The following is a 21702-nucleotide window of genomic DNA, read 5'->3' as shown; positions in this document are numbered from 1 at the left end:
CGACACACCGGAACCGGAAGGACCTCGATGACCCCAGAGCAAGCCGCCGACCACGCCCGCGGCGAACCGCCGACCGTCGATCTGCTGGGCGTGGGCGCCGGGCCGTTCAACCTGTCGCTGGCCGCGCTCGCCGATTCAGTGGCCGGGCTCGACGCCGTGTTCCTGGAGCAGCGGCCCGCGTTCCGCTGGCACCCCGGACTGCTCATCGAGGGCGCCACGCTGCAAGTGCCGTTCCTCGCCGACCTGGTGAGCCTGGTCGACCCGACGAGCCGCTGGTCGTTCCTCAACTACGTCCGCGTCCAGGAGCGGATGTTCCCGTTCTACTTCGCCGAGCGGTTCCACATCCCGCGCGCCGAGTACGACGCGTACTGCCGCTGGGTCAGCGAGCGGCTGCCGTCCCTGCGGTTCGGCCACCGGGCCGACAGCGTCCGCTGGGACGAGGAGCGGCAGGCGTACGAGGTGGAGTTCAGCCGCGTCGGCGCGGACGGCGCCGCCCTGTCCACCGGCCGGATGTACGCCCGGCACCTCGCGCTGGGCGTCGGCACCGCCCCGTACGTGCCCGGACCGCTGCGGGAGCTCGCGGCGGACCCGGACGCGCCGGTGCTGCACTCCGCCGACTACCTCGCCCACCGCGACCGGCTGCGCCGCGCCGGGCACGTCACCGTCGTCGGCGCCGGGCAGTCGGGCGCCGAGGTGCTGCTCGACCTGCTGCGGGACCGGCCCGAGGGGCGGGAGGGCCTGACGTGGCTCGCCCGGACCCCGGCGTTCGCTCCGATGGAGTACAGCAAGCTGGGCCTGGAGCACTTCACACCGGACTACACCCGCTACTTCCACGGCCTGCCCGAGGCGACCCGCGACCGGCTGCTGCCCGCCCAGTGGCAGCTGTACAAGGGCATCAGCGCCGACACGCTCTCCGACATCCACGACGAGCTGTACCGGCGGACGCTGGGCGGCGGGTGGCCCGACGTCACCCTCACACCCGGGGTCGCCGTCACCGCCGCCGCCCGGCGCGGCGGACGGCTGGAGCTCGCCCTGGAGCACGGCGAGGAGCGCTCCCGCGCCACGCTCGCCACCGACGCCGTGGTCCTCGCCACCGGCTACGCGGAGCGCCCCGTGGACGGGCTCGTCGAACCCCTCGGCGCGCACCTGGCCCGCGACGGCGCCGGGCGGCCCCTCGTCGACCGCGACCAGCGCCTCGTGCTCGACGACAAGGTGGGCGGCTGCGTGTTCGTGCAGAACGCCGAGCGGCACACCCACGGTGTCGGCACGCCGGACCTGGGCCTGGCCGCGTGGCGGTCCGCGGTCATCCTCAACACGCTGACCGGCCGACCCGTCTACCCGCTGCCCCGCCGCACCGCGTTCACCACCTTCGGCCTCGCCCGCGACCAGCGCCCGCGCGGCGGCCGCGACGCCCACGACGGCCGCGGCGCCGACGAGCGCGGCTCCGACGAGCACGCCCACCTCGACCGCACCCACCACGACCGCGCCCACGACGACCGGAAAGAGTGCGTATGAGCCAGACCCAGCCCCTGGACCCCGCCGCGGAGGCCGACCGGGCCGCCGTCGACAACCTGCTGCGCTGCTGGGTGCGCGAGACCGGGGTGGAACGCCCCGCCGACGACGTGCTGCGCCTGGAACTGCCCGCGTCCGGCACGGCCGTCGAGGCGCCCGTGCGGTACTGGTCGCCCGTCGGCTGGCACCGGTTCGGGCCCGCCCGGCTGCCCTCCGGGGCGCCCGCGTCGGCGACGGCGCTCGCCGCGCTGCTCGGTGTGGAGGCCGCGCAGGGCGACCCCGCGTCCGTCGCCGACCTGACCGGCCGGGTCAGCGACTCCGTGCGCCGCGTCACCGAGTTCGTACGGGTCCGGGCCGCCGTCCCCGACGACCCGGCGGGTACGACGCCGTTCCTCGCCGCCGAGCAGGCGCTGATCACCGGGCATCCGCTGCACCCGACGCCCAAGAGCCGCGAGGGCCTCACCGAGACGGAGGCCGCCCGCTACTCCCCCGAGACGCGCGGCGCGTTCCCGCTGCACTGGTTCGCCGCCGACCCGTCCGTCGTGAGCTCCGACTCGTCGCTGGAGGAGAGCGCCGAGGACCTCCTCGCGCCGTTCGCCGGGGAGGGCCCGGCCCGCCCCGACGGCACGGTCCTCGTGCCCGCCCACCCGTGGCAGGCGCAGGACGTCGTCCACCGGCCCGCCGTACGGGCCCTGCTGGACGCCGGGCTGCTGCACGACCTGGGCCCGGCGGGCGCCGACTGGTCGCCCACCTCGTCGATCCGCACGCTGTACCGGGCCGACGCGCCGGTGATGCTGAAGTTCTCGCTCGGCCTGCGGATCACCAACTCGCGGCGCGAGAACATGCGCTCCGAGCTGCACCGCGGCCTCGCCGTCGACCGGCTCCTGACCGCCGGGCTCGGCCGCGCGCTGCACACGGCGCACCCCGGCTTCGCGGTGGTCCGCGACCCCGCGTGGCTCGCCGTGGACGCGGGGCCCGGCGGCGGGGACGGCACGGGCCTGGACGTGGTGGTCCGCGCCAATCCGTTCCGCGCCGGCGCCGCGGCGCAGGGCCTGTGCGTCGCCGGCCTGGTCGCGCCCCGCCCCGACCTGCCCGGCGGACGCTCCCACCTGGCGACGCTGGTGCACCGGCTCGCCGAGCGGACCGGCCGGTCCGTCGCCGAGACCGGCGAGGAGTGGTTCGCCCGGTACGCCGCGCAGGTCGTCGCCCCGGTGCTGTGGCTGTACGCGACGTACGGGCTCGGCCTGGAGGCCCACCAGCAGAACACCCTCGTCGTGCTGGACGAGGACGGCTGGCCCGCCGGCGGCCGGTACCGCGACAACCAGGGCTACTACTTCTCCCCCGCCCGCAGCGACGCGCTGTACGGCTGGGTGCCCGGCATCGGCCGGGACCTCGGCACGTACGTCGCGGACGAGGTGATCGACGAGCGGCTCGCCTACTACGTCGGCATCAACAACCTGCTGGGCGTCGTCGGCGCGCTCGGCTCGCAGGGCCTCGCCGACGAGACGCGGCTGCTGCGCCGCGCCGACCGGTTCCTCGCGTCCGCCGCCGCCGAGCACGGCGACCGGCTGCGGCTGGCCGCGCTGCTGCGGGACGAGCCGAGCCTGCGCTGCAAGGCGAACCTGCTGACGCGGGTGCGCGGCATGGACGAGCTGACCGGTCCGCTGGAGGCCCAGTCGGTGTACGTGGACATCGCCAACCCGATCGTGGAGGTGCGCAAGTGACGGACGGGGACCTCCTCGGGGGCGGGGCGGCGCTGGAGCAGGGCGTGTTCACGCTCCGCGCCGTCGACCCGGCCGCGGACGCGAAGCTGGTCCACGCGTGGATGAACGACCCGGAGGTGGCCGCCTTCTGGGAGCTGGCCCAGCCGGAGGAGCGGATCGCCGCCTATCTGCGCGAGCAGCTCGGCAGCGCCCATTCCACGCCGTACGTCGGCTGCGTGGACGGCACGCCGATGAGCTACTGGGAGGTCTACCGGGCCGACCTGGACCCGCTGCGCCACCACTATCCGGCCCGCACCCGCGACGCGGGGGTGCATCTGCTGCTCGGCCCGTCCGCGTACCGGGGCCGGGGGCTGGGCGCGGTGCTGCTGCGGACGGTCTCCGACTGGCTGCTGCGCACCGACCCGTACGCCGGGCGGGTGGTCGCCGAGCCGGACGTCCGCAACGAGCGGTCCGTGCGGGCCTTCGAGCGGGCCGGGTTCCGGCTGCTGCGGCAGATCGACCTGCCGACGAAGAAGGCCGCGTTCATGGTCCGCGAGCGCACGGCATGACGGGGCGGCACGGACGCCCGGTGCTGCTGGCCGCGGCCGGTCTGCACATGGTGACCCAGTCGGCGCTCGCCCCGTTCTACCCGGCGCTGTTCCGCGCCGCGTACGGGGTGGAGGCGCTGGCCGCGACGGGGCTGTTCCTGGTGGTGTGCCAGGTGTCGGCGGTCGTCGCGCTGCCCCTGTGGGGGCGGGCGACGCGCCGGGTGCCGCTGGCGCGGCTGGTGACGGCCGGGCAGTCGGCGGCGGTGCTGCTGGCCGCCGGGCTGGTCCTCGCCCCGTCGTACGCGGTGTTCACCGGGGTGTCCGTGCTGCTCGTGGCCGCGAAGGCGGTCGTGCTCCTCGCCTATCCGGGGCTGGCCCGCAGCCATCCGCGCGGGGTGCTTCCGGGCGTCGTGCAGTATGTGGCCGTGCTGCACGCCGCGTCGGTCGCGGCGACGCTGCTGGGCGGGCTCGTGGTGTCCGTGCCCGAGCCGCGCACGGCCCTGCCGCTGCTGGCGCTGCTGGAGGCGGTGCTGCTGGTGGCGTGCCTGCGGCTGCTGCGCCCGCGCGCCGCCGCCCCGGCCGAGGGGGCCCCGGCCTCCGCGACCGCTTCCGGTACGGGCGGCCCGGCCTCCGGGCCCCCCGCGGCCGCGCAGGGCGCGGACGGGCCGGCGGGCGGGATCGCCGACGGCGCCGCGCACGGGGCGGGCGCGGCGGTGGGCGCGATGTGGCGTCCGGCGCTGTACGTCCTGCTGACGGCGGTCGCCGTGTACGCGGCGCGGCCGTACTTCACCGAGTACGCGGCCGGCGCGGGCGCGTCGGCGGGCACGGCCACGCTGCTGTTCGTGCTGCCGCACGTCGCCGTGCTGGCGCTGCTGCCCGCCGCCGCCCCGCTGCGGGCCCGGCTGGGCGGGCGGCGGCTGCTGCGGTACGGGATGCTCGTCGCCGCCGCCGGCCTTTCCGTGCAGGCCGCCGTCACCGAGGCCGGCTGGCTGGCCGTGGCGCGGCTGGTGTTCGGGGCGGGCCTGGCGCTGGGCCAGGTCGCCCTGGACGAGCGGGTCATCGCCGCGACCGGCTCCGGCGCCGCGTACAGCGTGGTCGCCATGGGCCAGACGGCGGGGCTGCTGCTCGCGCCGCTCCTCGCGACCGGCGCGGCGACCGCCGCCCTGTGGGCGCCCCTCCTGGTGGGGGGTGCCCTGCTGTGCGCCCTGGCGCTCGCCGCCCCGGTCGCGCCCGCCGCGCCCGCGCGGCGGGTCGCCCGTGAAGGCGCCGCCCGCGCCCCGCGCGCCGTTCCCCGCGTCCCGCTGCCCCAGCGGCGGTTGGCGGAGGGGGCGCGCGGGCGCGGGACGGTGGGCGCGTTCGTCCTCCCGACCCCCGCTGAGAGCGCCCCTGTGGGGTTTCCCCGGCCGAGCGGGATCGAGCCCGAGACGAAGGAATGACGTTCGATGACTCTGCCCGGTAGTTCCCTGCCCGCCGCCCCCGCCTCCCCGTCCCCCCTGCTGGACCCCGGCCTGCTGGCCGCCGCCCCCGCCGGGCTCGCCGAACTGGCCCGGCTCGTCCACGAGATCGTCCGGGCGTGCGCCGACGGGCTGAGCGGGCGCGGCGGCCCGCTGCCCGCGCTCAGCCCCGAGGAGCTGACCGGCCTGGTCGACGCGCAGTTCCCCGACGGACTCGTGCCGCGCGCCGGGGCCGGCCGGGACGCCGTGCTGGAGCTCGCCCGGGCCTGCGCGCGGACCACCGTGGACCTCGCCGACCCGCGCGCCGCCGCGCACCTGCAGCCGCCGTCGCTGGCCGTCGCCGCGGCCGCCGACGTCCTGGCGGGGATCTTCAACGCGTCCGTCGACACCTGGGACTCCGGTCCGTACGCCGTCGAGATCGAGCGGCGGCTCGTGAAGGGCCTGTGCGAGGCGGCCGGGTACGGGCCCGACGCGGGCGGGGTGCTCACCCCCGGCGGCAGCGCGTCCAATCTCCAGGCGCTGCTCGTCGCGCGGGACGCGGCGCTGGCCAAGACGCGGGACGTCCGCGCCGGCGGGCTGGCCGGGACCGGGCAGCGGCCGCTCGTGTACTGCTCCGAGCTGGCGCACTTCTCCGTCGCCCGCGCCTGCGCCGTGCTGGGGCTCGGCGAGGACGCGGTGCGTCCCGTGCCGGTGGACGGACGGCACCGGATGCGGCCCGAGGCGCTGGACGCCCTGCTGCGCCGCGCCGACCCGGACACCGATCTGCCGGTCGCGGTCGTCGCCACCGCCGGGACGACCGACTACGGCTCGGTGGACCCGCTGCCGGAGGTCGCCGCCGTCGCGCGGGAGCACGGCGTACGGCTGCACGTCGACGCCGCGTACGGCTGCGGGGCGCTGTTCTCGGCGCGGCTGCGGCCGCTGCTGGACGGCATCGGGGAGGCCGACACGGTCACGCTGGACCTGCACAAGACGGCGTGGCAGCCGGCCGCCGCGAGTGTCCTGCTGGCCCGCGACGCGGCGGACTTCGCGCCGACGACGGGCCTGCGGGTGGCGTATCTGAACCCGGACGACGACGGCGAGGCCGGCTACGACGGGCTGCTCGGCCTGTCGCTGCAGACGACGCGGCGCGCCGACGCGCTGAAGGTCGCGGCGACGTTCCTGGCGCTCGGCACCGACGGCATCGGGGCGATGCTGGACGCCTGCCACGACCTGGCCCGGCACGCCGAGCGGTCCATAGCGGCGCACCCGCGTCTGGCGCTGACCGCCGGGGCCACCCTCTCCACGGTCGTCTTCCGGTACGTCACCACCGACCCGGCCGCGTCCGACCGCGTCAACGGGGCGCTGCGCCGCAGGCTGCTGCGCACCGGCGCCGCGCTGGTCGGGCGGACCGACGCACCCGGCGGCGACGGGCGCCCCGCCGTCCATCTGAAGCTCACCCTGCTGAACCCGCAGACCCGCGCCACGGACGTGGACGGCCTGCTCGACGCGATCGTCCGGGCGGGCCTGGCCGTGGAGGCCACCGAGGAAGGGAGCGCCGCATGAAGCACCGCGAAGCGGAGCAGCGTAAAGGCCGGAAGAGAAGCCGGCGTCCACACGAGAAGGGCACCCCCCGTATGACTGACGGCCACCCCGTCCCCGAACTCGCCGACGTGTCACCGGAGTCGTGGCGCGAGGCGAATCGCAGGCTCCTGGCGAAGACCCTCTCCGAGTTCGCCTTCGAGGAGCTGGTCGAGCCGCAGGGACTGGAGGCGGAGGGCCGCTACCGGGTCGACCTGGACAGCGGCGTCTCGTACGTGTTCTCCGCGACGCGCGGCGCGCTCGGCTCCTGGCGGGTCGCCGGGGACTCGGTGACGCGCGGCGCGGCGGGCCTCCTCGGCAACGAGATCGAGACGCCCGCGTGGGACGTGCAGCAGTTCCTGGTGGACTGCGCGGACACGATAGGCACCGACGCGCCGACGCTCGGCATGTACCTCACGGAGGTGTCGGCGACGCTCGCGGTGGACGCGGCGCGCATCGAGCACGGCGGGCGGACGGCGGCGGAGCTGCGCGAGCTGGACCACGCGGAGCTGGAGTGCGCCATGACGGGGCATCCGACGCTCGTCGCCAACAAGGGCCGCATCGGCTTCTCCGCGTCGGACGTGCGGGCGTACGCGCCCGAGGCGCAGCGGCCGGTCGCGCTGCGGTGGATCGCCGTGCACCGGGGGCTCGCGGAGTTCCGGGGCACCCCGGAGCTGAGCGAGCGGTCCGTCGTGGAGCACGAGCTGGACGCGGAGACCGTCGCCGCCTTCCGCTCCCGTGTGGAGGCCGCCGGCTGCGACCCGGACGCGTATGTGTGGATGCCGGTCCACCCCTGGCAGTGGGACCACGCCGTGCAGGTGCTGTTCGCCGGTGAGGTCGCGCAGCGGCGGATCGTGCCGCTCGGGGACAGCGCCGACGCGTACCTGCCGCAGCAGTCGGTGCGGACGATGACGAACATGTCGCGGCGGGGCCGGTACGACGTGAAGCTCCCGCTCAAAATCGTCAACACGCTCATCTGGCGGGGCATCCCGCCGCACTGCACGCAGGGCGCGCCGCTGACCACGCAGTGGCTGACGGGGCTGCTCGGCAAGGACGAGCTGCTGCGCGACGAGCTGCGGACGGTGTTCCTCGGCGAGATCGCGTCGGTGACGGTCCGCCACCCGTATCTGGACCGGGTGCCGGACATGCCGTACCAGCACCTGGAGACGCTCGGCTGCATCTGGCGCGAGTCGGTGTCGTCGCGGCGGGACGAGGGCGAGCGGGTCCGCACGTTCGCGTCGCTGCTGTACGTGGACGAGCAGGGCACCTCGTTCGCGGCGGAGCTGGCCCGCGCGTCGGGGCTGCCCGCCGAGGAGTGGCTGTCGCGGCTGTTCGAGACGGTGATGCACCCGGTGCTGCACGTGATGTACACGTACGGCATCACCTTCAACCCGCACGGCCAGAACACGCTGATCGGGTACGACGCGGACGACGTGCCGCGGCGGCTGTTCCTGAAGGACTTCGTGGACGACGTGTCCGTGTCGCACACCCCCGTCCCGGAGCGCGGTCCCGAGCCGGACGGCTACGACCACGTGCTGCCGCGCAAGAACCCGGTCGTCATCCGCCAGCACGTCGTGGACCAGCTGCTGCTGGGGCACTTCCGGTACCTGGCGCCGCTCGCCGCCGAGCAGCTGGGCGTGCCCGAGGAGCGGTTCTGGCGGCTGGTGCGGCAGGCCGTGGTGTCGTACCAGAAGCGGTTCCCGGACAAGAAGGACCGGTACGCCGAGTACGACATGCTCGCGCGGGAGTTCCCGCGCTACCCGTTCAACACGGACCGGCTCGTCGTCACCCGCTATGTCGACCGGGCGCTGCGGCACGCGCTGCGCCCGAACGGCACCGTCCCCAACCCGCTGTCGTGAGCGTGGAGATCAGCGCGCGGGAGCTCACCCTCGGCCACGGCGGCGAGCCGGTGGCGCAGAGCATCGGCGTGACGCTGGCGCCGGGCGCGGTCACGGCGCTCGTCGGCCCGAACGGGTCGGGCAAGTCGACGCTGCTGCGGGCGCTGGCCCGGCTGCACACCCCGGACGCGGGGCGGATCGTGCTGGACGGGCGCGATCTGGCGGAGTACCGGCCGCGTGAACTGGCGCGCAAGCTCAGTTTCCTGACGCAGTCGCCGATCGTGCCCGCCGGCGTGACGGTGGAGGAGCTCGTCGCGTACGGCCGCCACCCGCACCAGGGGCTGCTGGCGCGCGGCGGCGGCGAGGAGGACCGGGAGGCGGTCGCCTGGGCGCTGGACGCCACGAACCTGCGGCCGCTCGCCGAGCGCACCCTGGACCGGCTGTCGGGCGGTGAGCGGCAGCGGGCGTGGATCGCGATGGCGCTGGCCCAGCGGACCGGTCTGCTGCTGCTGGACGAGCCGACGACGTACCTCGACATCCGCTACCAGATCGAGGTGCTGCGGCTCGTGCGGCGGCTGGCGGACGAGCACGGCATCACCGTGGCGGTGGTGCTGCACGAGCTGAACCAGGCCGCCGCGTTCTCCGACGCGATGGTCGTGCTGGCCGGCGGGCGGATCGTCGCCTCCGGGCCGCCCGCCGAGGCGCTGACGGAGGACACCGTCCGCACGGCGTTCCAGATCGACACGACCGTCACCCTCGACCCCCACACGGGGGTGCCGACCTGCCTGCCGACGTGGCGCGAGCCGTCGCCGGCCGCCGGTTGAGCACCACCCGCCGCACCACCCGGCCGCGCACCGCGCGGCCGGCCCGTACCACTGGTCCACCGGCGTCCCGCACGGCCGCCGCGGACCACCGATCGAGCGAAGGAACATCGCGCATGCGCACTCGACCACGGGCCCGTACCGGCCTCACCGCCCTCATCGCCGCCGCGGCGCTCGCCGTCACCGCCGTCGGCTGCGGCTCCGCCGCCGAGGAGGCCGGGGGCGGCTCCCCGGCGAAGAGCGGGGACGGCGAAGCGGCGGGCGGCGGCGTCACCGTCTCCCATCTGAAGGGCTCCACCACGCTGAAGGCGCCCGCCAGGAAGGTCGTCGCCCTGGAGTGGACCTACGCGGAGGATCTGCTGGCCCTCGGGGTGTCCCCGGCCGGCGTCGCCGACGTCAAGGGCTACGACCAGTGGGTCACCGGCGGGCCCCGCTTCGGCAAGGACGTCAAGGACGTCGGGACGCGGCAGGCGCCCAGCCTGGAGACGATCAAGGCGCTGAAGCCCGACCTGATCATCACCTCCAAGGTCCGCTCCGAGGCCAACTACGAGCAGCTGAACAAGATCGCGCCGACGCTGATGTTCGACCCGTACTCCACGGACAGCGAGTACACGGAGATGCGGGACACGCTGAAGAAGATCGGCACGGCGGTCGGCAAGCCGGAGGCGGCGGACACGGCGCTGAAGGACCTCGACGCGAAGATCGCCGCGGCGAAGCAGAAGCTGGACACGGCGAAGAAGAACGGCGCCGAGGTCACCGTCGCGCGCGGCTACACCACGGACGGCGCCGCCGTGGTGGAGGTCCTCACCGACTCCACGATCCCCGGCGGGCTGCTGCCGCGGCTGGGCCTGAAGAACGCGTGGACGGGCAAGGCCGACGCGTACGGCATGAGCAAGGTGGACATCGAGGGCCTCAAGCCCGTGGAGAAGTCCAGCCTCGTGTACGTCGCCGCGAAGGACGACGACGTGTTCGCCACGTCGCTGCCGAAGAACGCCCTGTGGCAGAACCTGGACTTCGCGAAGGACAAGCGGGTCCACGCCCTCGACCCGGGCACCTGGTTCTTCGGCGGGCCGTTCTCGACCGCCCAGGTCGCCGACGAGATCGCGAGCGCGCTCACTTCATGACCGGGATCGCCACACGTCCCCCGGACACCGTGCCGGGCCGGACCGGGAGGGCGCTGCGCCTCCCGGCCGGCCCGGCCGCGATCGTCGCCGGCGGGGTGCTCGCGCTGCTGCTGGTGACCGTCGCGCACCTCGGGTACGGCCGCAGCGACATCGGCCTCGGCGACCTGCTGGCGCTGCTGGCGGGCGGCGGGGACGCCGACGCGCGGTCGGTGCTGCTCGGCGGGCGGCTGCCGCGCACCCTGGCGGGGCTGGTCGCCGGTGCGGCGCTGGCCGTCGCCGGGTGCCTGCTCCAGTCGTCGGTGCGCAACCCGCTGGCGTCGCCGGACACGCTGGGCGTGACGGCCGGCGCGTATCTGGCGGTCGCGGTCAGCGCGATCACCGGGTTCTCGCTGGGCGACCTGCCGCGCGGCGGTGTCGCCTTCGCCGGCGGGCTCCTCGCCGCCGCCCTCGTCCACACCGTGGCGGGCGGGTCACGGGGGCGGCCCGCGCACCTGGTGCTGGCCGGGGTGTCGGTGACGCTGGCGCTGTCCAGTGTGACGGCGGTGCTGGTGGTGCTGTTCCAGGAGGAGACCGGCGCGGTGTTCTTCTGGGGGCACGGCTCCCTCGCGGTGGCCGACAGCGCCCGGTCGCTGACGGTGCTTCCGCTGCTCGCGGCGGGGCTCGTGGGCGGGCTGCTGCTGGCCCGGTCCCTGGACATCCTCGGCACCGGCGACGAGACGGCTCGGGGCCTCGGGGTGGCGGTGGGCCGGGTGCGGCTCACCGCCGTGCTGCTGTCGGTGCTGCTGACGGCGTGCGCGGTGGCGGTGACCGGCCCGATCGGCTTCGTCGGCCTGGCCGCCCCGCACCTGGTGCGGCTGGCCGGTGTACGGCGGCACGCGGCGCTGCTGCCCGCGGCGGCCGTGTGGGGCGCGACCCTGCTGCTCGCCGCCGACCTGCTGGCGCGGGTGACGTCGCCGACCGGCAACGAGGTCGCCGCCGGTGTGGTGACGGCGCTGTTCGGCGCGCCGCTGTTCCTGTGGCTGGCGCGGCGCCTGCCGTCGGAACCGGCCGCCCCCGGGACGGTCATGCCGGGGCGGCGCGGCCGGCGGCTGCCGTACCCGCCGCTGCTCGTGGGCGGGTTCGCCGTGGTGGCGGCCATGCTGGCGGGCGGTCTGGTGCTGGGCGACATCGCCGTGCCGCCGGGGCAATTGCCGGGTCTGCTGGCGGGCGGCGGCGACGAACTGCTGCGGGGCGTGGTGCTGGAGTACCGGCTGCCGCGGCTGCTGGTGGCGGCCCTGGCGGGCGCGCTGCTGGCGATGGCGGGCGGCATCGTGCAGACCGTGTCGCGCAACCCGCTCGCGGACCTGACGGTGATGGGCGTCAGCGGCGGCGCCGGCTTCGGTGCGGCACTGGTGCTGGTGGCGCTGCCGACGGTGCCGTACGCGATGCTGCCGGTGGCGGCGCTGCTGGGCGGTACGGCGGCGTTCGCGCTGACGTACGGGCTGTCGCTGCGGAAGGGCTCGGTGGCGCCGGAGCGTCTGGTGCTGGTCGGCATCGGCACGTTCGCGCTGACCACGGCGGCGACCAACTACCTGGTGGTGGGGGCGCGTTTCCAGGTCGCGCAGGCGCTGACATGGCTGTCGGGCTCGACGTACGCGCGGGACGTGACGGACCTGTCGGTGCTGGCGGGAGCGGTGGCGGTCGGTGTGCCGCTGCTGGTGCTGTCGTTCCGGCGGCTCGACCTGCTGGCGCTCGGCGAGGACACGCCCCGCACGCTGGGGCTGCCGCTGGAGCGGACCCGGCTGGCGGTGCTGGTCCTCGCGGTGGCGCTGGCGGCGTGCGCGGTGGCGGTGGTGGGGACGGTCGCGTTCGTGGGCCTGGTGGCCCCGCACGCGGCGCGGATGCTCGTCGGTTCGCGCGCCCACCGGCTGCTGCCGGTGGCGGGGCTGCTGGGGGCTGCGCTGATGATTGCCGCGGACACGGTGGGCCGCACGGCGATCGCGCCCGCAGAGATCCCCTCGGGGCTGTTGGCGGCCCTGATCGGCACGCCGTACTTCGTCTGGCAACTGCGGCGCGGGCACCGGTCGTAGGCGCCGGGAGGGCCGCCTCCGCCCTCCGCCACCGCGCCGTCGTCGCCGGCGTCGCCGGTCGTCGTGGCCGGGGACGCCGGCGCGGTCGCACGCGCCTCCGCCGCCCCCGGGCGTCCGCCCCGCCCTCCGGGGCACGCCCGGCGGGCGGCCCCGTACGCGGAGGCACGTCCGGCGGGCGGCCCCGTACGCGGAGGCACGTCCGGCGGACGGCCCCGTACGCGGAGGCACGTCCGGGCGAGACGGTCCCGCGCCGGCGGCCACCGCGGCCGACGGCGCGGGGCTCAGGCGGAGGAGACCGGTCCGTGGTGGTCGAGGCGGCGCAGCTGGGAGTCGGTGAGCCGCAGGTCCGCGGCGGCGAGATTCTCCTCCAGGTGCGCCGGCGAGGCGGTTCCGGGGATCGGCAGGGCGACCGGCGAACGGGCGAGCAGCCAGGCGAGCAGCACCTGCGGGGCGGTCGCGCCCAGTTCGGCGGCGACCGCGGAGACCTCGCCCGACGCGGCCGCCGCGGCGACGGGCCGCCACGGGAGGAAGGCGATGCCGACGGCCTCGCACGCCCGCAGGACCGGCTCGTATTCGCGGTCGAAGAGGTTGTAGCGGTTCTGCACGCTCGCGATGTCCGCGGTCCGCCGGGCCTCGGCGAGCTGGGCGGCCGTCACCTCCGACAGGCCGATGTGCCCGATCTTGCCCTCCTGCCGGAGCTCGCGGAGCGCGCCGACCTGTTCGGCGACCGGCACCTTCGGGTCGAGCCGGTGCAGCTGGAGGAGGCCGATGCGCTCGGTCCGGAGCCGGCGCAGGCCCTGCTCGACCTGTTCGCGCAGGCTCTCCGGCCGCGCGTCGTACGCCCAGCCCTCCGGCCCGCCCCGGGTGACGCCGACCTTGGTGGTGATCAGCAGGTCGTCCGGATACGGGAACAGGGCCTCGGCGAGCAGTTCCTCGTTGGCGCCCCATCCGTACAGGTGGGCGGTGTCGATCAGCGTGACGCCCAGTTCGACGGCGCGCCGGGCGACGGCGATCGCGGCCTTCCGTTCAGGTCCCGGCCCGCTGTGCAGGCGCATGGCACCGAACCCGATCCGCGTCACCCGGAATTCGCCTCCGACGGAGAACGTGTCCGCCGTGCCCGGGGCGTGTGTCGGCTCTGAAGTCATCGGCTCCCCCTCACCGGCCCGACGATACCGGCCCGCCGCGGCCCGGCCGCTCAGTCCAGGCCCCGGGCGGCCCGGAAGCGGGCCAGGGACTCCGGGAGGTCCACGACCGGTGGCGGGTAGGCGGCCGCGACATGGGCGCGGACGCCCGGCTTCCACGGTTCGTGGACCGCCGGGCCCGCCACGCCCGCCAGTTCGGGCATCCACCGTCTGACGTACGTGCCGTCCGGGTCGTAACGGCGGCCCTGCGCCACCGGGTTGAGGACGCGGTTGGGGCGGGAGTCGGTGCCGGTGCCCGCCACCCACTGCCAGTTCAGCTGGTTATCGGGGATGTCCCCGTCGGCCAGCAGTTCCAGGAAGTGCCGGGCGCCCACCCGCCAGTCCACGTACAGCGTCTTGGTGAGGAAGCTCGCGGCGATCAGGCGGGCCCGGTTGTGCGCCCAGCCCTCGTGGGCCAGTTGGCGCATCGCGGCGTCCACCACCGGGTAGCCCGTGCGGCCCTCCTTCCACGCCGCCACGTCCGCCGCCGCCTCCGGGCCCGGGCGCCAGCGGTCGTGGCGGGTGCGGTAGTCCTCGCGCGCGGCGGCGGGGCGGGCGGCGAGCAGCTGGCGGTGGAAGTCCCGCCAGCACAGCTGCCGTACGAACGCCTCGGCGCCCGGCCCGCCCCGCGCGCGGGCCCGGTACACGGCCTCGGTGGGCGAGACCGCGCCGAAGTGGAGATACGCGGAGAGGCGGGACGTGGCGTCGGCCGCCAGGTCGTCGTGCCGGTCCGCGTACGCGTCGAGGGGCCCGTCCAGCCATGCCGCGAGCCTGCGCCGCCCCGGCGTCTCACCGCCCGGCGCCAGCCCCGGCGACACTCCGGCCACGCCCCGCCGCGACGGCGGCTCCTGCGACCGCACCCCGTCCGGCACGGGCACGGCACGCGGCGCCGCGAGCGGCTTGCGGGTCCCCTCGGCCGCCCAGCGGCGGTGGTACGCGCCGAACACCGCGTAGTGCTCGGCACCCTGCGGGACAATCGCACCCGGCGGGACGACGGTGCCGACCGCCGCGTGCACCCGCAGCGCCCGCCGCTCCCCCTCCAGGGCCCCGCGCAGCCGCTCCTCGCGGCGCTGGGCGTACCCGCTGTGGTCCGCCGCCATGTGCACCTCCACCGCGTCCGCCTCGGCGGCGACCCGGCACACCACGTCCACGACCCGCCCGGACCGGACGACGAGCCGCCCGCCGCGCCGGCGCAGGCCCGCGTCGAGGTCGGCGAGGCAGTCGGCGAGGAACGCGGCCCGGTTCGGAGCGGCGAACCCGGCGGCGGCGACGCCCTCGTCCCGGACGAACAGCGGCACCACCGTGTCGTGCTCCCGCAGGGCGGCGCGCAGCGGCGGATGGTCGTGCAGCCGCAGATCGCAGGTGAACAGCACCACGGCGGTGCTCATGACGCCCCGCCGGGCGCCGGGGGCGTGCCGGGGGGCGCCGGGTCGAAGGACGGTCTCTCCGCCGCCTTGGTGATGTTGCGGGCCATCCCGCCGAACACGACGGCGTGGAACGGGGCGACGCTCCACCAGTACGCGTGGCCGAGCAGCCCGCGCGGGTGGAACAGGGCGCGCTGCCGGTAGCGGGTGCGGCCCCGCCCATCGCGCTCGGCGTACATCTCCAGCCAGGCCAGGCCCGGCAGCCGCATCTCGGCCCGCAGCCGCAGCAGCCGCCCGCGCTCGATCTCCTCGACCCGCCAGAAGTCCAGCGAGTCACCGGCGCGCAGACGTGCCGCGTCCCGGCGGCCCCGGCGCAGGCCGACCCCGCCCACCAGCCGGTCCAGCCAGCCGCGCACCGCCCAGGCGAGGGGGAAGGAGTACCAGCCGTTGTCGCCGCCGACGCCTTCGATGACCTGCCACAGCCGCTCGGGCGTCGCGTCCACGAGCCGCTCGCGCTCGTCGGTGTAGAGGCTGCCGCCCGCCCAGTCGGGGTCGGTCGGCAGCGGGTCGCTGGGCGCGCCGGGCACGGACGCGGACGACCAGCGGGTGGTGACGCGGGCCTCCCGGATCCGGCGCAGGGCGAGCGCGAGCGCCTCGTCGACGCCGAGGGGCGTGCCGGGCGGATCGGGCACGTACCGGGCGATGTCGTGCTCGCGGCACACGACCTCGTGCCGCAGCGAGTCGGCCAGGGGGCGGGCGAGGGACGCCGGTACGGGTGTGACCAGCCCGACCCAGAGGCTGGACAGGCGCAGGGTCAGCAGCGGCACGGGCAGGATGAGCCGCCGGGGCAGTCCGGCGACGGCCGCGTACCGCGCCATCAGGTCGCGGTAGGTGAGCACGTCGGGGCCGCCGATGTCGAAGGCGCGGTTCACGTCGGGCGGCATGTCGGCGCTGCCGACGAGGTAGCGCAGCACGTCACGGACGGCGATGGGCTGGATGCGGGTGCGCAGCCAGCGCGGCGTGACCATCAGGGGCAGGCGCTCGGTGAGGTAGCGGAGCATCTCGAAGGACGCGGAGCCGGAACCGAGGATGACGGCGGCGCGCAGCACGGTCGTGGGGACGCCGGAGTCCAGGAGGATGCGCCCCACCTCGGCGCGGGACCGCAGGTGCGGCGAGAGCGCGCTCTCGGGGACCCCGCCGGGGGTTAGGCCGCCGAGGTAGACGAGGCGGCGGACACCGGCGGCGCGCGCCTGCGCGGCGAAGACCTCGGCGGCCTTCCGGTCGGTGTCCTCGAAGCCGCCTCCGGTGCCGAGGGCGTGGACCAGGTAGTAGGCGGTGTCGACGCCGCGCATCGCGTCGCGCACCGACGCCTCGTCGGTGACGTCGCCGCGCACCGTCTCCACCCGCCCCGCCCAGGGGTGGTCGCGGAGCTTGGACGGCGTGCGGGCGAGGCAGCGGACGCGGTACCCGGCGTCGAGCAGTTCGGGGACGAGCCGGCCGCCGATGTACCCGCTCGCCCCGGTGACCAGGCAGAGCCGGCCCGGCGCCCGGTCGGCCCGCCCGGCGGCGTCCGGGGCCGGGGAGGGGGAGGGGGAGGGGGCCTCGGGGAGGTGTTCGGGCGCCGGCATGGGGCCTCCGTCCGTCGGTCGGGTCTGACGTGGCGTGGTCTCTCCACCGTGGACCGGCCGCCCGTTTTCCGCCCGCCCGGTTCCTCCGGGGTCGCGGACGCGCGGGCTTCTATAGGCTGACCAGGTGGTGACCAGGAACGACCGTACGGGCGAGGAGACACGGGGCGGGCAGCCGGCCCCGGCGGACCTCCAGGCGTTCGCCGTCCAGCTGCGCCGGATGAACGGCGAGGTGAACCGGCTCGCGCACGCCTTCGCGGCGAGCCAGGGCCTGCATCCGACGGATGTGCAGGCGCTGGCCGCGATCCTCGACGCCGAGGAGCCGATGACCCCCGGGCGGCTGCGGGAGCGCCTGGGGCTGACCTCCGGCGCGGTGACCGCGTGCGTGGACCGGCTGGAGCGCGCCGGGCACATCCGCAGGTCCCGCGAGAGCACCGACCGCCGCGTGGTCCATCTGCACTACGAGCCCGGCGCCCAGGCGGCGGCCCGCGCCTTCTTCCGGCCGCTCGCGGCGGCGGCGCAGACGGCGACCGGGCGGTTCACGCCGCAGGAGCTGGAGGCGGCGCTGCGGTTCCTGACGGTGCTCAACGAGGAGCTGGAGCGGGGAGCGGCGGGCGTTCCTCCCCGCACCTGACCCAGGGCACTCCCCCGCCCCGGCCCCACCCCTGGCCCCGGGGGACGGTCCCCCGACCCCGGCCCAAGGGCGCCCTTGGCCGTGCTCCAGGGGCACCGCCCGCAGTCGCCCGCGTGCCCCTGCCCCCGTCCCGTCCCGCCCCCGTGCCCTGAAGTGCTCCCTGCCCCGGCGTGCCGCACCCGGCCGCGATCTATCTCAATCATTAAGATAGTTTTTCATCGAGACACCACCTCGATCCCCCGTCCCGCAGGAGAACCATGCCCGCCTCCCCGGCCCTCGCCCGCCGGCTGCTGCCCGCCCTGCTCATCGCCGTCTGGCTCGCCGTCGGCGGGGGCCTCGGCCCCTACGCCGGCAAGCTCGGCGAGGTCGCCACCAACGACCAGGCCGCCTTCCTTCCCGAGGACGCCGAGTCGACCCGCGTCCTCGACGCCCAGAAGGCGTTCCGGCAGGAGGAGACGGTGCCCCTCGTCGTCGTCTGGACGGCGGACGACGGCGGCCCCCTCGCCCCGGACCGGCAGGCGTCCGCGACGCGGGCGCTCGCCTCCCTGGCCGGTGCGGACGGGGTGGTCGGCCCGCCGTCGCCCGCCCTGCCCTCACGGGACGGCGAGGCCCTCCAGGGAGCGCTGCGGCTGGCGCCGGACCTGGGCGACGAGCTGCCCGCCGTACTGGACCGGGTGAGGGCCGCCGCAGGCGAGGTGCCCGGGACCCGCGTCCAGCTCGCCGGGCCGGCGGCCACGCAGGCGGACCTGAAGGACGCGTTCGCCGGGATCGACGGGCTGCTGCTCGGGGTCGCCCTCGCCGCGGTGCTGCTGATCCTGCTGCTCGTCTACCGGAGCGTGCTGCTGCCGCTCGTGGTCATCCTGTGCGCGGTGTTCGCGCTGGCCCTGGCGTGCGCGGTCGTGTACGTGCTGGCCGACGCGGACGTCGTACGGGTGGACGGGCAGGTGCAGGGCATCCTGTTCATCCTGGTCATCGGCGCCGCCACCGACTACGCGCTGCTCCTCGCCGCCCGGTTCCGGGAGGAGCTGGGGCTGCGCGCCGACCGGTACGCCGCGATGCGCGAGGCGCTGCGCCAGTCGTACGGGCCGGTCGGGGCGAGCGCCGCCACGGTGGCGCTCGGCCTGCTGGCGCTGCTGCTCAGCGATCTGACGAACAACCGGGCCCTGGGCCCGGTCGGCGCGATCGGCATCGTGTGCGCCGTGCTGGGCGCGCTGACGTTCCTGCCCGCGGTGCTGGTGCTGCTGGGCCGGGCCGCGTACTGGCCGGCGTCGCCGAAGCCGGCGTCGTCGGGCGCCGGGCACGGGCTGTGGACGAGGGTCGCCGCCCTGGTGGACCGCTCGCCGCGCAAGGTGTGGGCGGGGACGCTCGTCGTGCTCGTGGCGTGCGCGGCCTTCGCGCCGTCGCTCACCGCGCGGGGCGTGCCGCTGGACGAGATCTTCGTGGACGACGCGCCGTCCGTCGCGGCGGGGAAGACCCTCGGGGAGCACTTCCCCGGCGGCTCCGGCAACCCGGCCGTGGTCATCGCGGACGCCTCGGCGCTGCCCGCCGTGACGCGGGCGGCCGAGCGGACCGCCGGGGTGGCCTCGGTCGTCCCGGTCACCGCCTCGGGTCGGCCGGGCGGCGGCCCGCCGCTGGTCGTGGACGGGCGGGCGCAGCTGAACGCCACCCTGGAGGCGGCGCCCGACAGCGACGCCGCGAAGGCCGCGCTGGCCCGGCTGCGGGCCGCCGTGCACGCCGTCCCGGACGCGGACGCGCTGGTCGGCGGCTACACGGCGCAGCAGTACGACACGCAGCGGACCGCCGAGCGGGACCGGACCGTCATCGTCCCCGTCGTCCTGGTGATCATCCTGCTGATCCTGGTGGGGCTGCTGCGGTCGCTGCTGCTGCCGGTGCTGCTGGTGGCGACGGTGGCGCTGAACTTCGTGGCGACGCTGGGCGTCTCCGCGCTGGTCTTCGAGCGGCTGCTCGGCTTCAGCGGCACGGACGCGTCGGTGCCGCTGTACGGGTTCGTGTTCCTGGTGGCGCTGGGCGTGGACTACAACATCTTCCTGATGTCGCGGGTGCGGGAGGAGACCCTCCGCCACGGCACCCGCGAGGGCGTGCTGCGGGGGCTCACCGCGACCGGCGGGGTGATCACGTCGGCGGGTGTGGTGCTGGCGGCGACGTTCGCGGCGCTCGCGGTGATCCCGCTGGCGTTCCTACTGCAGATCGCGTTCATCGTCGCGTTCGGCGTGCTCCTGGACACCCTGGTGGTGCGCTCGCTGCTCGTACCGGCGCTGGTGCGGGACATCGGGCCGGTGTCGTGGTGGCCGAGCGCGCTCAGAACACGGACAGGCCCGTCAGGGTCGTGAACCGGTCCAGCGCGGCGACCCCGGCGACCGAGTTGCCGCGCTGGTCCAGGCCCGGACTCCACACGCACAGCGTGCAGCGTCCGGGGACGACGGCGATGATGCCGCCGCCGACGCCGCTCTTGCCGGGCAGGCCCACCCGGTAGGCGAAGTCGCCCGCCGCGTCGTAGGTGCCGCAGGTCAGCATCACGGCGTTGACCTGCTTCGCCTCGCTGCGGGTGAGCAGCGACGTGCCGTCGGCGCGGATGCCGTGCCGGGCGAGGAACCCCGCGGCCAGCGCCAGGTCGGCGCAGGACGCCTCCAGGGAGCACTGGCGGAAGTACTCCTCCAGCAATCGCGGGACGGGCGTGCCGATGTTGCCGTACGAGGCCATGAAGTGCGCCAGGGCGGCGTTGCGGTCCCCGTGCGCGGCCTCCGACGCGGCGACGGCGTGGTCGAAGTCCAGGGCGGCGTTGCCGCTCTCGGCGCGCAGGAACTCCCGGAGCGTGCCGGACGCGTCGCCGGTCAGGGCGTGGAGCCGGTCGGTGACGACGAGGGCGCCCGCGTTGATGAACGGGTTGCGGGGGATGCCGTTCTCGTACTCCAGCTGGACCAGCGAGTTGAACGGATTGCCGGACGGCTCGCGCCCGACGTGCTCCCACAGCGCCTCGCCCTCCAGGGAGAGGGTGAGGGCGAGGGTGAACGCCTTGGTGATGGACTGGGTGGAGAACGGCACCCGCCAGTCCCCCACCCCGTAGACCGTGCCATCGGGCTCGGCGACGGCCATGCCGAAGCGGCTCGTGTCGGCCTCGGCGAGCGCCGGGATGTAGTCCGCCGGGCGGCCCCGGCCCGGTCGGGCGGCGATGTCGGCCGCGATCTGGTCGAGGACGGGCTGGAAGGCGGGGGCCACGGCGGTGCTCTCCGGCGGGACGGGGACGGATGGGCGGGCGGCGGTACGGGGGCGTGGGCGCCGTACCGGGGACGGTGCGCCCCCATTGTGCCCCCTCGCCCTCAGGCCGCCGCGCCCGCCCGGCGAGCGGCCGCGGGTCAGCCTGCGGTGGTCTCCTCGATGTTCTCCATCCGCCCGTACAGCACCTCCTCGTTGACCTCCAGATGGTTGATCAGGCGCAGGGCAGCGGCGGCGCCGGCGCCGACCAGGCCGCCCGCGACCTCCCCGTACTCCACCTGCACCAGCAGGTCCGGGGCGCCCTCGGCGCGGGCGGTGCCGGACGGGTCGCGCCGGGTGCCGACGGCGCCGATCCCGGTCGCGGCGCGCAGCAGGAACGTGAGGCAGGTGGCCTTCGCGCGCGGCAGGGTCAGCGTCAGCAGCTCGCGCTCCACCCGGTCGAGCCGCACGCCGTCGTCGGCGTCGCCGAACAGCAGCGCGTACAGGAGGTCCTTCGCCTCCAGCAGCAGCGCCTCGCCCGCGGGGGAACGATTCTCCGGGCCGATCGGCGGCCCGCCCCGCGCGGGCGGATCGTGCAGCAGGCCCTCGGCCTCCAGCCGCTCGCGGGTCCAGGAGGCGAACCGGGCGGTGCGCTCGGCCAGCGCGTCGCGGTCCAGCGGGCACGCCCGGAGCCGCTCCCTGCGGCGGGCGCGGTCCTCCTCGCTCTCCCCCAGGGGGCCCGGGTCCCGCAACGGGTCCGCCGCGCGCGGCGGTCCCGTGTCGCCCGGCGCGGGCGAGCCGCCCGGCGGGCCGGGTGCGCGGGAGGTGTCCGGGGCGCCACCCGGGGCGGCTGCCTCGGGGGCGCGGTGGCCGGGGCGGGCGCCGTCGCGGCCGAGGGCGGGAGCTGCGGGACGGTCGAGGCGGTCGATGAGCTCGTCGGCCAGCCACTCCTTGGGCTGCTGGAGCAGCAGGCGGCGCAGCCGCTCCCGGTACTCCTCCCGGAGCGCCACTCCCACCTGCCGGGCGATGTCGTCTGCGGTCACCATGCCCGGCACCGTA

General features: G+C 76.0%; 16 protein-coding genes. 11 read left to right on the top strand and 5 right to left on the bottom strand.

The window, feature by feature from the left end; translation table 11 throughout:
• Positions 1-27 precede the first annotated feature (27 nt).
• From ACSUPT_RS24705 to ACSUPT_RS24665, 9 genes are all read left to right on the top strand, one after another.
• Positions 28-1515 carry a lysine N(6)-hydroxylase/L-ornithine N(5)-oxygenase family protein gene (locus tag ACSUPT_RS24705; protein ID WP_436945545.1) on the top strand — a complete coding sequence of 496 codons (1488 nt, stop codon included), beginning with the start codon at positions 28-30 and terminating at the stop codon, positions 1513-1515.
• A complete protein-coding gene (locus ACSUPT_RS24700; RefSeq protein WP_399217669.1) occupies positions 1512-3236 on the top strand; it encodes an IucA/IucC family protein in 1725 nt (574 codons plus the stop codon). The genes ACSUPT_RS24705 and ACSUPT_RS24700 overlap by 4 nt, the downstream gene beginning before the upstream one ends.
• Complete coding sequence (locus ACSUPT_RS24695; RefSeq protein WP_436945544.1) at positions 3233-3784, top strand: GNAT family N-acetyltransferase; 552 nt, start codon at positions 3233-3235, stop codon at positions 3782-3784. The genes ACSUPT_RS24700 and ACSUPT_RS24695 overlap by 4 nt, the downstream gene beginning before the upstream one ends.
• A complete protein-coding gene (locus ACSUPT_RS24690) occupies positions 3781-5199 on the top strand; it encodes a hypothetical protein (RefSeq protein ID WP_436945543.1) in 1419 nt (472 codons plus the stop codon). The genes ACSUPT_RS24695 and ACSUPT_RS24690 overlap by 4 nt, the downstream gene beginning before the upstream one ends.
• Before the next feature lie 6 nt (positions 5200-5205).
• Positions 5206-6759 (top strand): pyridoxal phosphate-dependent decarboxylase family protein, encoded by a 1554-nt coding sequence (locus ACSUPT_RS24685; protein ID WP_436945542.1) that lies wholly within the window; start codon positions 5206-5208, stop codon positions 6757-6759.
• 71 nt (positions 6760-6830) lie between these two features.
• A complete protein-coding gene (locus tag ACSUPT_RS24680; protein WP_436945541.1) occupies positions 6831-8633 on the top strand; it encodes an IucA/IucC family protein in 1803 nt (600 codons plus the stop codon).
• The gene (locus tag ACSUPT_RS24675) at positions 8630-9436 is read left to right on the top strand and encodes an ABC transporter ATP-binding protein (RefSeq protein WP_351964595.1); all 807 of its coding nucleotides are present in this window, start codon (positions 8630-8632) and stop codon (positions 9434-9436) included. Before ACSUPT_RS24680 ends, ACSUPT_RS24675 begins: the two co-directional genes overlap by 4 nt.
• 113 nt (positions 9437-9549) lie before the next feature.
• Positions 9550-10557 (top strand): ABC transporter substrate-binding protein, encoded by a 1008-nt coding sequence (locus ACSUPT_RS24670; RefSeq protein WP_351964594.1) that lies wholly within the window; start codon positions 9550-9552, stop codon positions 10555-10557.
• Positions 10554-12626 carry an iron ABC transporter permease gene (locus ACSUPT_RS24665; protein ID WP_399217675.1) on the top strand — a complete coding sequence of 691 codons (2073 nt, stop codon included), beginning with the start codon at positions 10554-10556 and terminating at the stop codon, positions 12624-12626. The genes ACSUPT_RS24670 and ACSUPT_RS24665 overlap by 4 nt, the downstream gene beginning before the upstream one ends.
• Positions 12627-12907: 281 nt before the next feature.
• Here the strand turns inward: ACSUPT_RS24665 and ACSUPT_RS24660 are convergent, their stop codons facing one another.
• The 3 genes from ACSUPT_RS24660 to ACSUPT_RS24650 are packed head-to-tail and all read right to left on the bottom strand — an operon-like array spanning position 12908 to position 16799.
• On the bottom strand, positions 12908-13771 hold the full coding sequence (locus tag ACSUPT_RS24660) for an aldo/keto reductase (protein ID WP_436945540.1): 864 nt from the start codon (positions 13769-13771) through the stop codon (positions 12908-12910).
• Between the two features lie 50 nt (positions 13772-13821).
• Positions 13822-15195: a cryptochrome/photolyase family protein gene (locus ACSUPT_RS24655; RefSeq protein WP_436945539.1), complete on the bottom strand. Its 1374-nt coding sequence runs from the start codon at positions 15193-15195 to the stop codon at positions 13822-13824.
• A complete protein-coding gene (locus ACSUPT_RS24650; protein WP_436945538.1) occupies positions 15192-16799 on the bottom strand; it encodes an SDR family oxidoreductase in 1608 nt (535 codons plus the stop codon). The genes ACSUPT_RS24655 and ACSUPT_RS24650 overlap by 4 nt, the downstream gene beginning before the upstream one ends.
• Positions 16800-16923: 124 nt before the next feature.
• On the opposite strand from ACSUPT_RS24650, the gene ACSUPT_RS24645 reads away from it, so the two are divergent.
• Positions 16924-17430, top strand: a complete 507-nt coding sequence (locus ACSUPT_RS24645; protein WP_351964589.1) for a MarR family winged helix-turn-helix transcriptional regulator — start codon at positions 16924-16926, stop codon at positions 17428-17430.
• Positions 17431-17687: 257 nt separating this feature from the next.
• Complete coding sequence (locus ACSUPT_RS24640) at positions 17688-19781, top strand: MMPL family transporter (protein ID WP_399217680.1); 2094 nt, start codon at positions 17688-17690, stop codon at positions 19779-19781.
• Here ACSUPT_RS24640 and ACSUPT_RS24635 read toward each other — a convergent pair.
• Positions 19750-20667, bottom strand: coding sequence for a glutaminase (locus ACSUPT_RS24635; RefSeq protein ID WP_351964587.1), 918 nt, complete (start codon positions 20665-20667; stop codon positions 19750-19752). The two genes, ACSUPT_RS24640 and ACSUPT_RS24635, sit on opposite strands and share 32 nt — an antisense overlap.
• A gap of 137 nt (positions 20668-20804) precedes the next feature.
• Positions 20805-21689 carry a hypothetical protein gene (locus ACSUPT_RS24630; protein WP_436945537.1) on the bottom strand — a complete coding sequence of 295 codons (885 nt, stop codon included), beginning with the start codon at positions 21687-21689 and terminating at the stop codon, positions 20805-20807.
• Between the last annotated feature and the right edge of the window lie 13 nt (positions 21690-21702).

The sequence above is a fragment of the Streptomyces sp. SudanB25_2051 genome (assembly GCF_964272635.1).
Classification (GTDB): domain Bacteria; phylum Actinomycetota; class Actinomycetes; order Streptomycetales; family Streptomycetaceae; genus Streptomyces.
This window is presented reverse-complemented; position numbering and strand designations above follow the sequence as displayed.

What these genes read in the sequence shown, in the direction of transcription:
- ACSUPT_RS24690 (WP_436945543.1), top strand. Translation starts at nt 3,781, where the DNA reads ATGACGGGGCGGCACGGACGCCCGGTGCTGCTGGCCGCGGCCGGTCTG.
- ACSUPT_RS24650 (WP_436945538.1), bottom strand. Translation starts at nt 16,799, where the DNA reads ATGCCGGCGCCCGAACACCTCCCCGAGGCCCCCTCCCCCTCCCCCTCC.
- ACSUPT_RS24685 (WP_436945542.1), top strand. Translation starts at nt 5,206, where the DNA reads ATGACTCTGCCCGGTAGTTCCCTGCCCGCCGCCCCCGCCTCCCCGTCC.
- ACSUPT_RS24705 (WP_436945545.1), top strand. Translation starts at nt 28, where the DNA reads ATGACCCCAGAGCAAGCCGCCGACCACGCCCGCGGCGAACCGCCGACC.
- ACSUPT_RS24665 (WP_399217675.1), top strand. Translation starts at nt 10,554, where the DNA reads ATGACCGGGATCGCCACACGTCCCCCGGACACCGTGCCGGGCCGGACC.
- ACSUPT_RS24680 (WP_436945541.1), top strand. Translation starts at nt 6,831, where the DNA reads ATGACTGACGGCCACCCCGTCCCCGAACTCGCCGACGTGTCACCGGAG.
- ACSUPT_RS24660 (WP_436945540.1), bottom strand. Translation starts at nt 13,771, where the DNA reads ATGACTTCAGAGCCGACACACGCCCCGGGCACGGCGGACACGTTCTCC.
- ACSUPT_RS24640 (WP_399217680.1), top strand. Translation starts at nt 17,688, where the DNA reads ATGCCCGCCTCCCCGGCCCTCGCCCGCCGGCTGCTGCCCGCCCTGCTC.
- ACSUPT_RS24700 (WP_399217669.1), top strand. Translation starts at nt 1,512, where the DNA reads ATGAGCCAGACCCAGCCCCTGGACCCCGCCGCGGAGGCCGACCGGGCC.
- ACSUPT_RS24630 (WP_436945537.1), bottom strand. Translation starts at nt 21,689, where the DNA reads ATGGTGACCGCAGACGACATCGCCCGGCAGGTGGGAGTGGCGCTCCGG.
- ACSUPT_RS24670 (WP_351964594.1), top strand. Translation starts at nt 9,550, where the DNA reads ATGCGCACTCGACCACGGGCCCGTACCGGCCTCACCGCCCTCATCGCC.
- ACSUPT_RS24655 (WP_436945539.1), bottom strand. Translation starts at nt 15,195, where the DNA reads ATGAGCACCGCCGTGGTGCTGTTCACCTGCGATCTGCGGCTGCACGAC.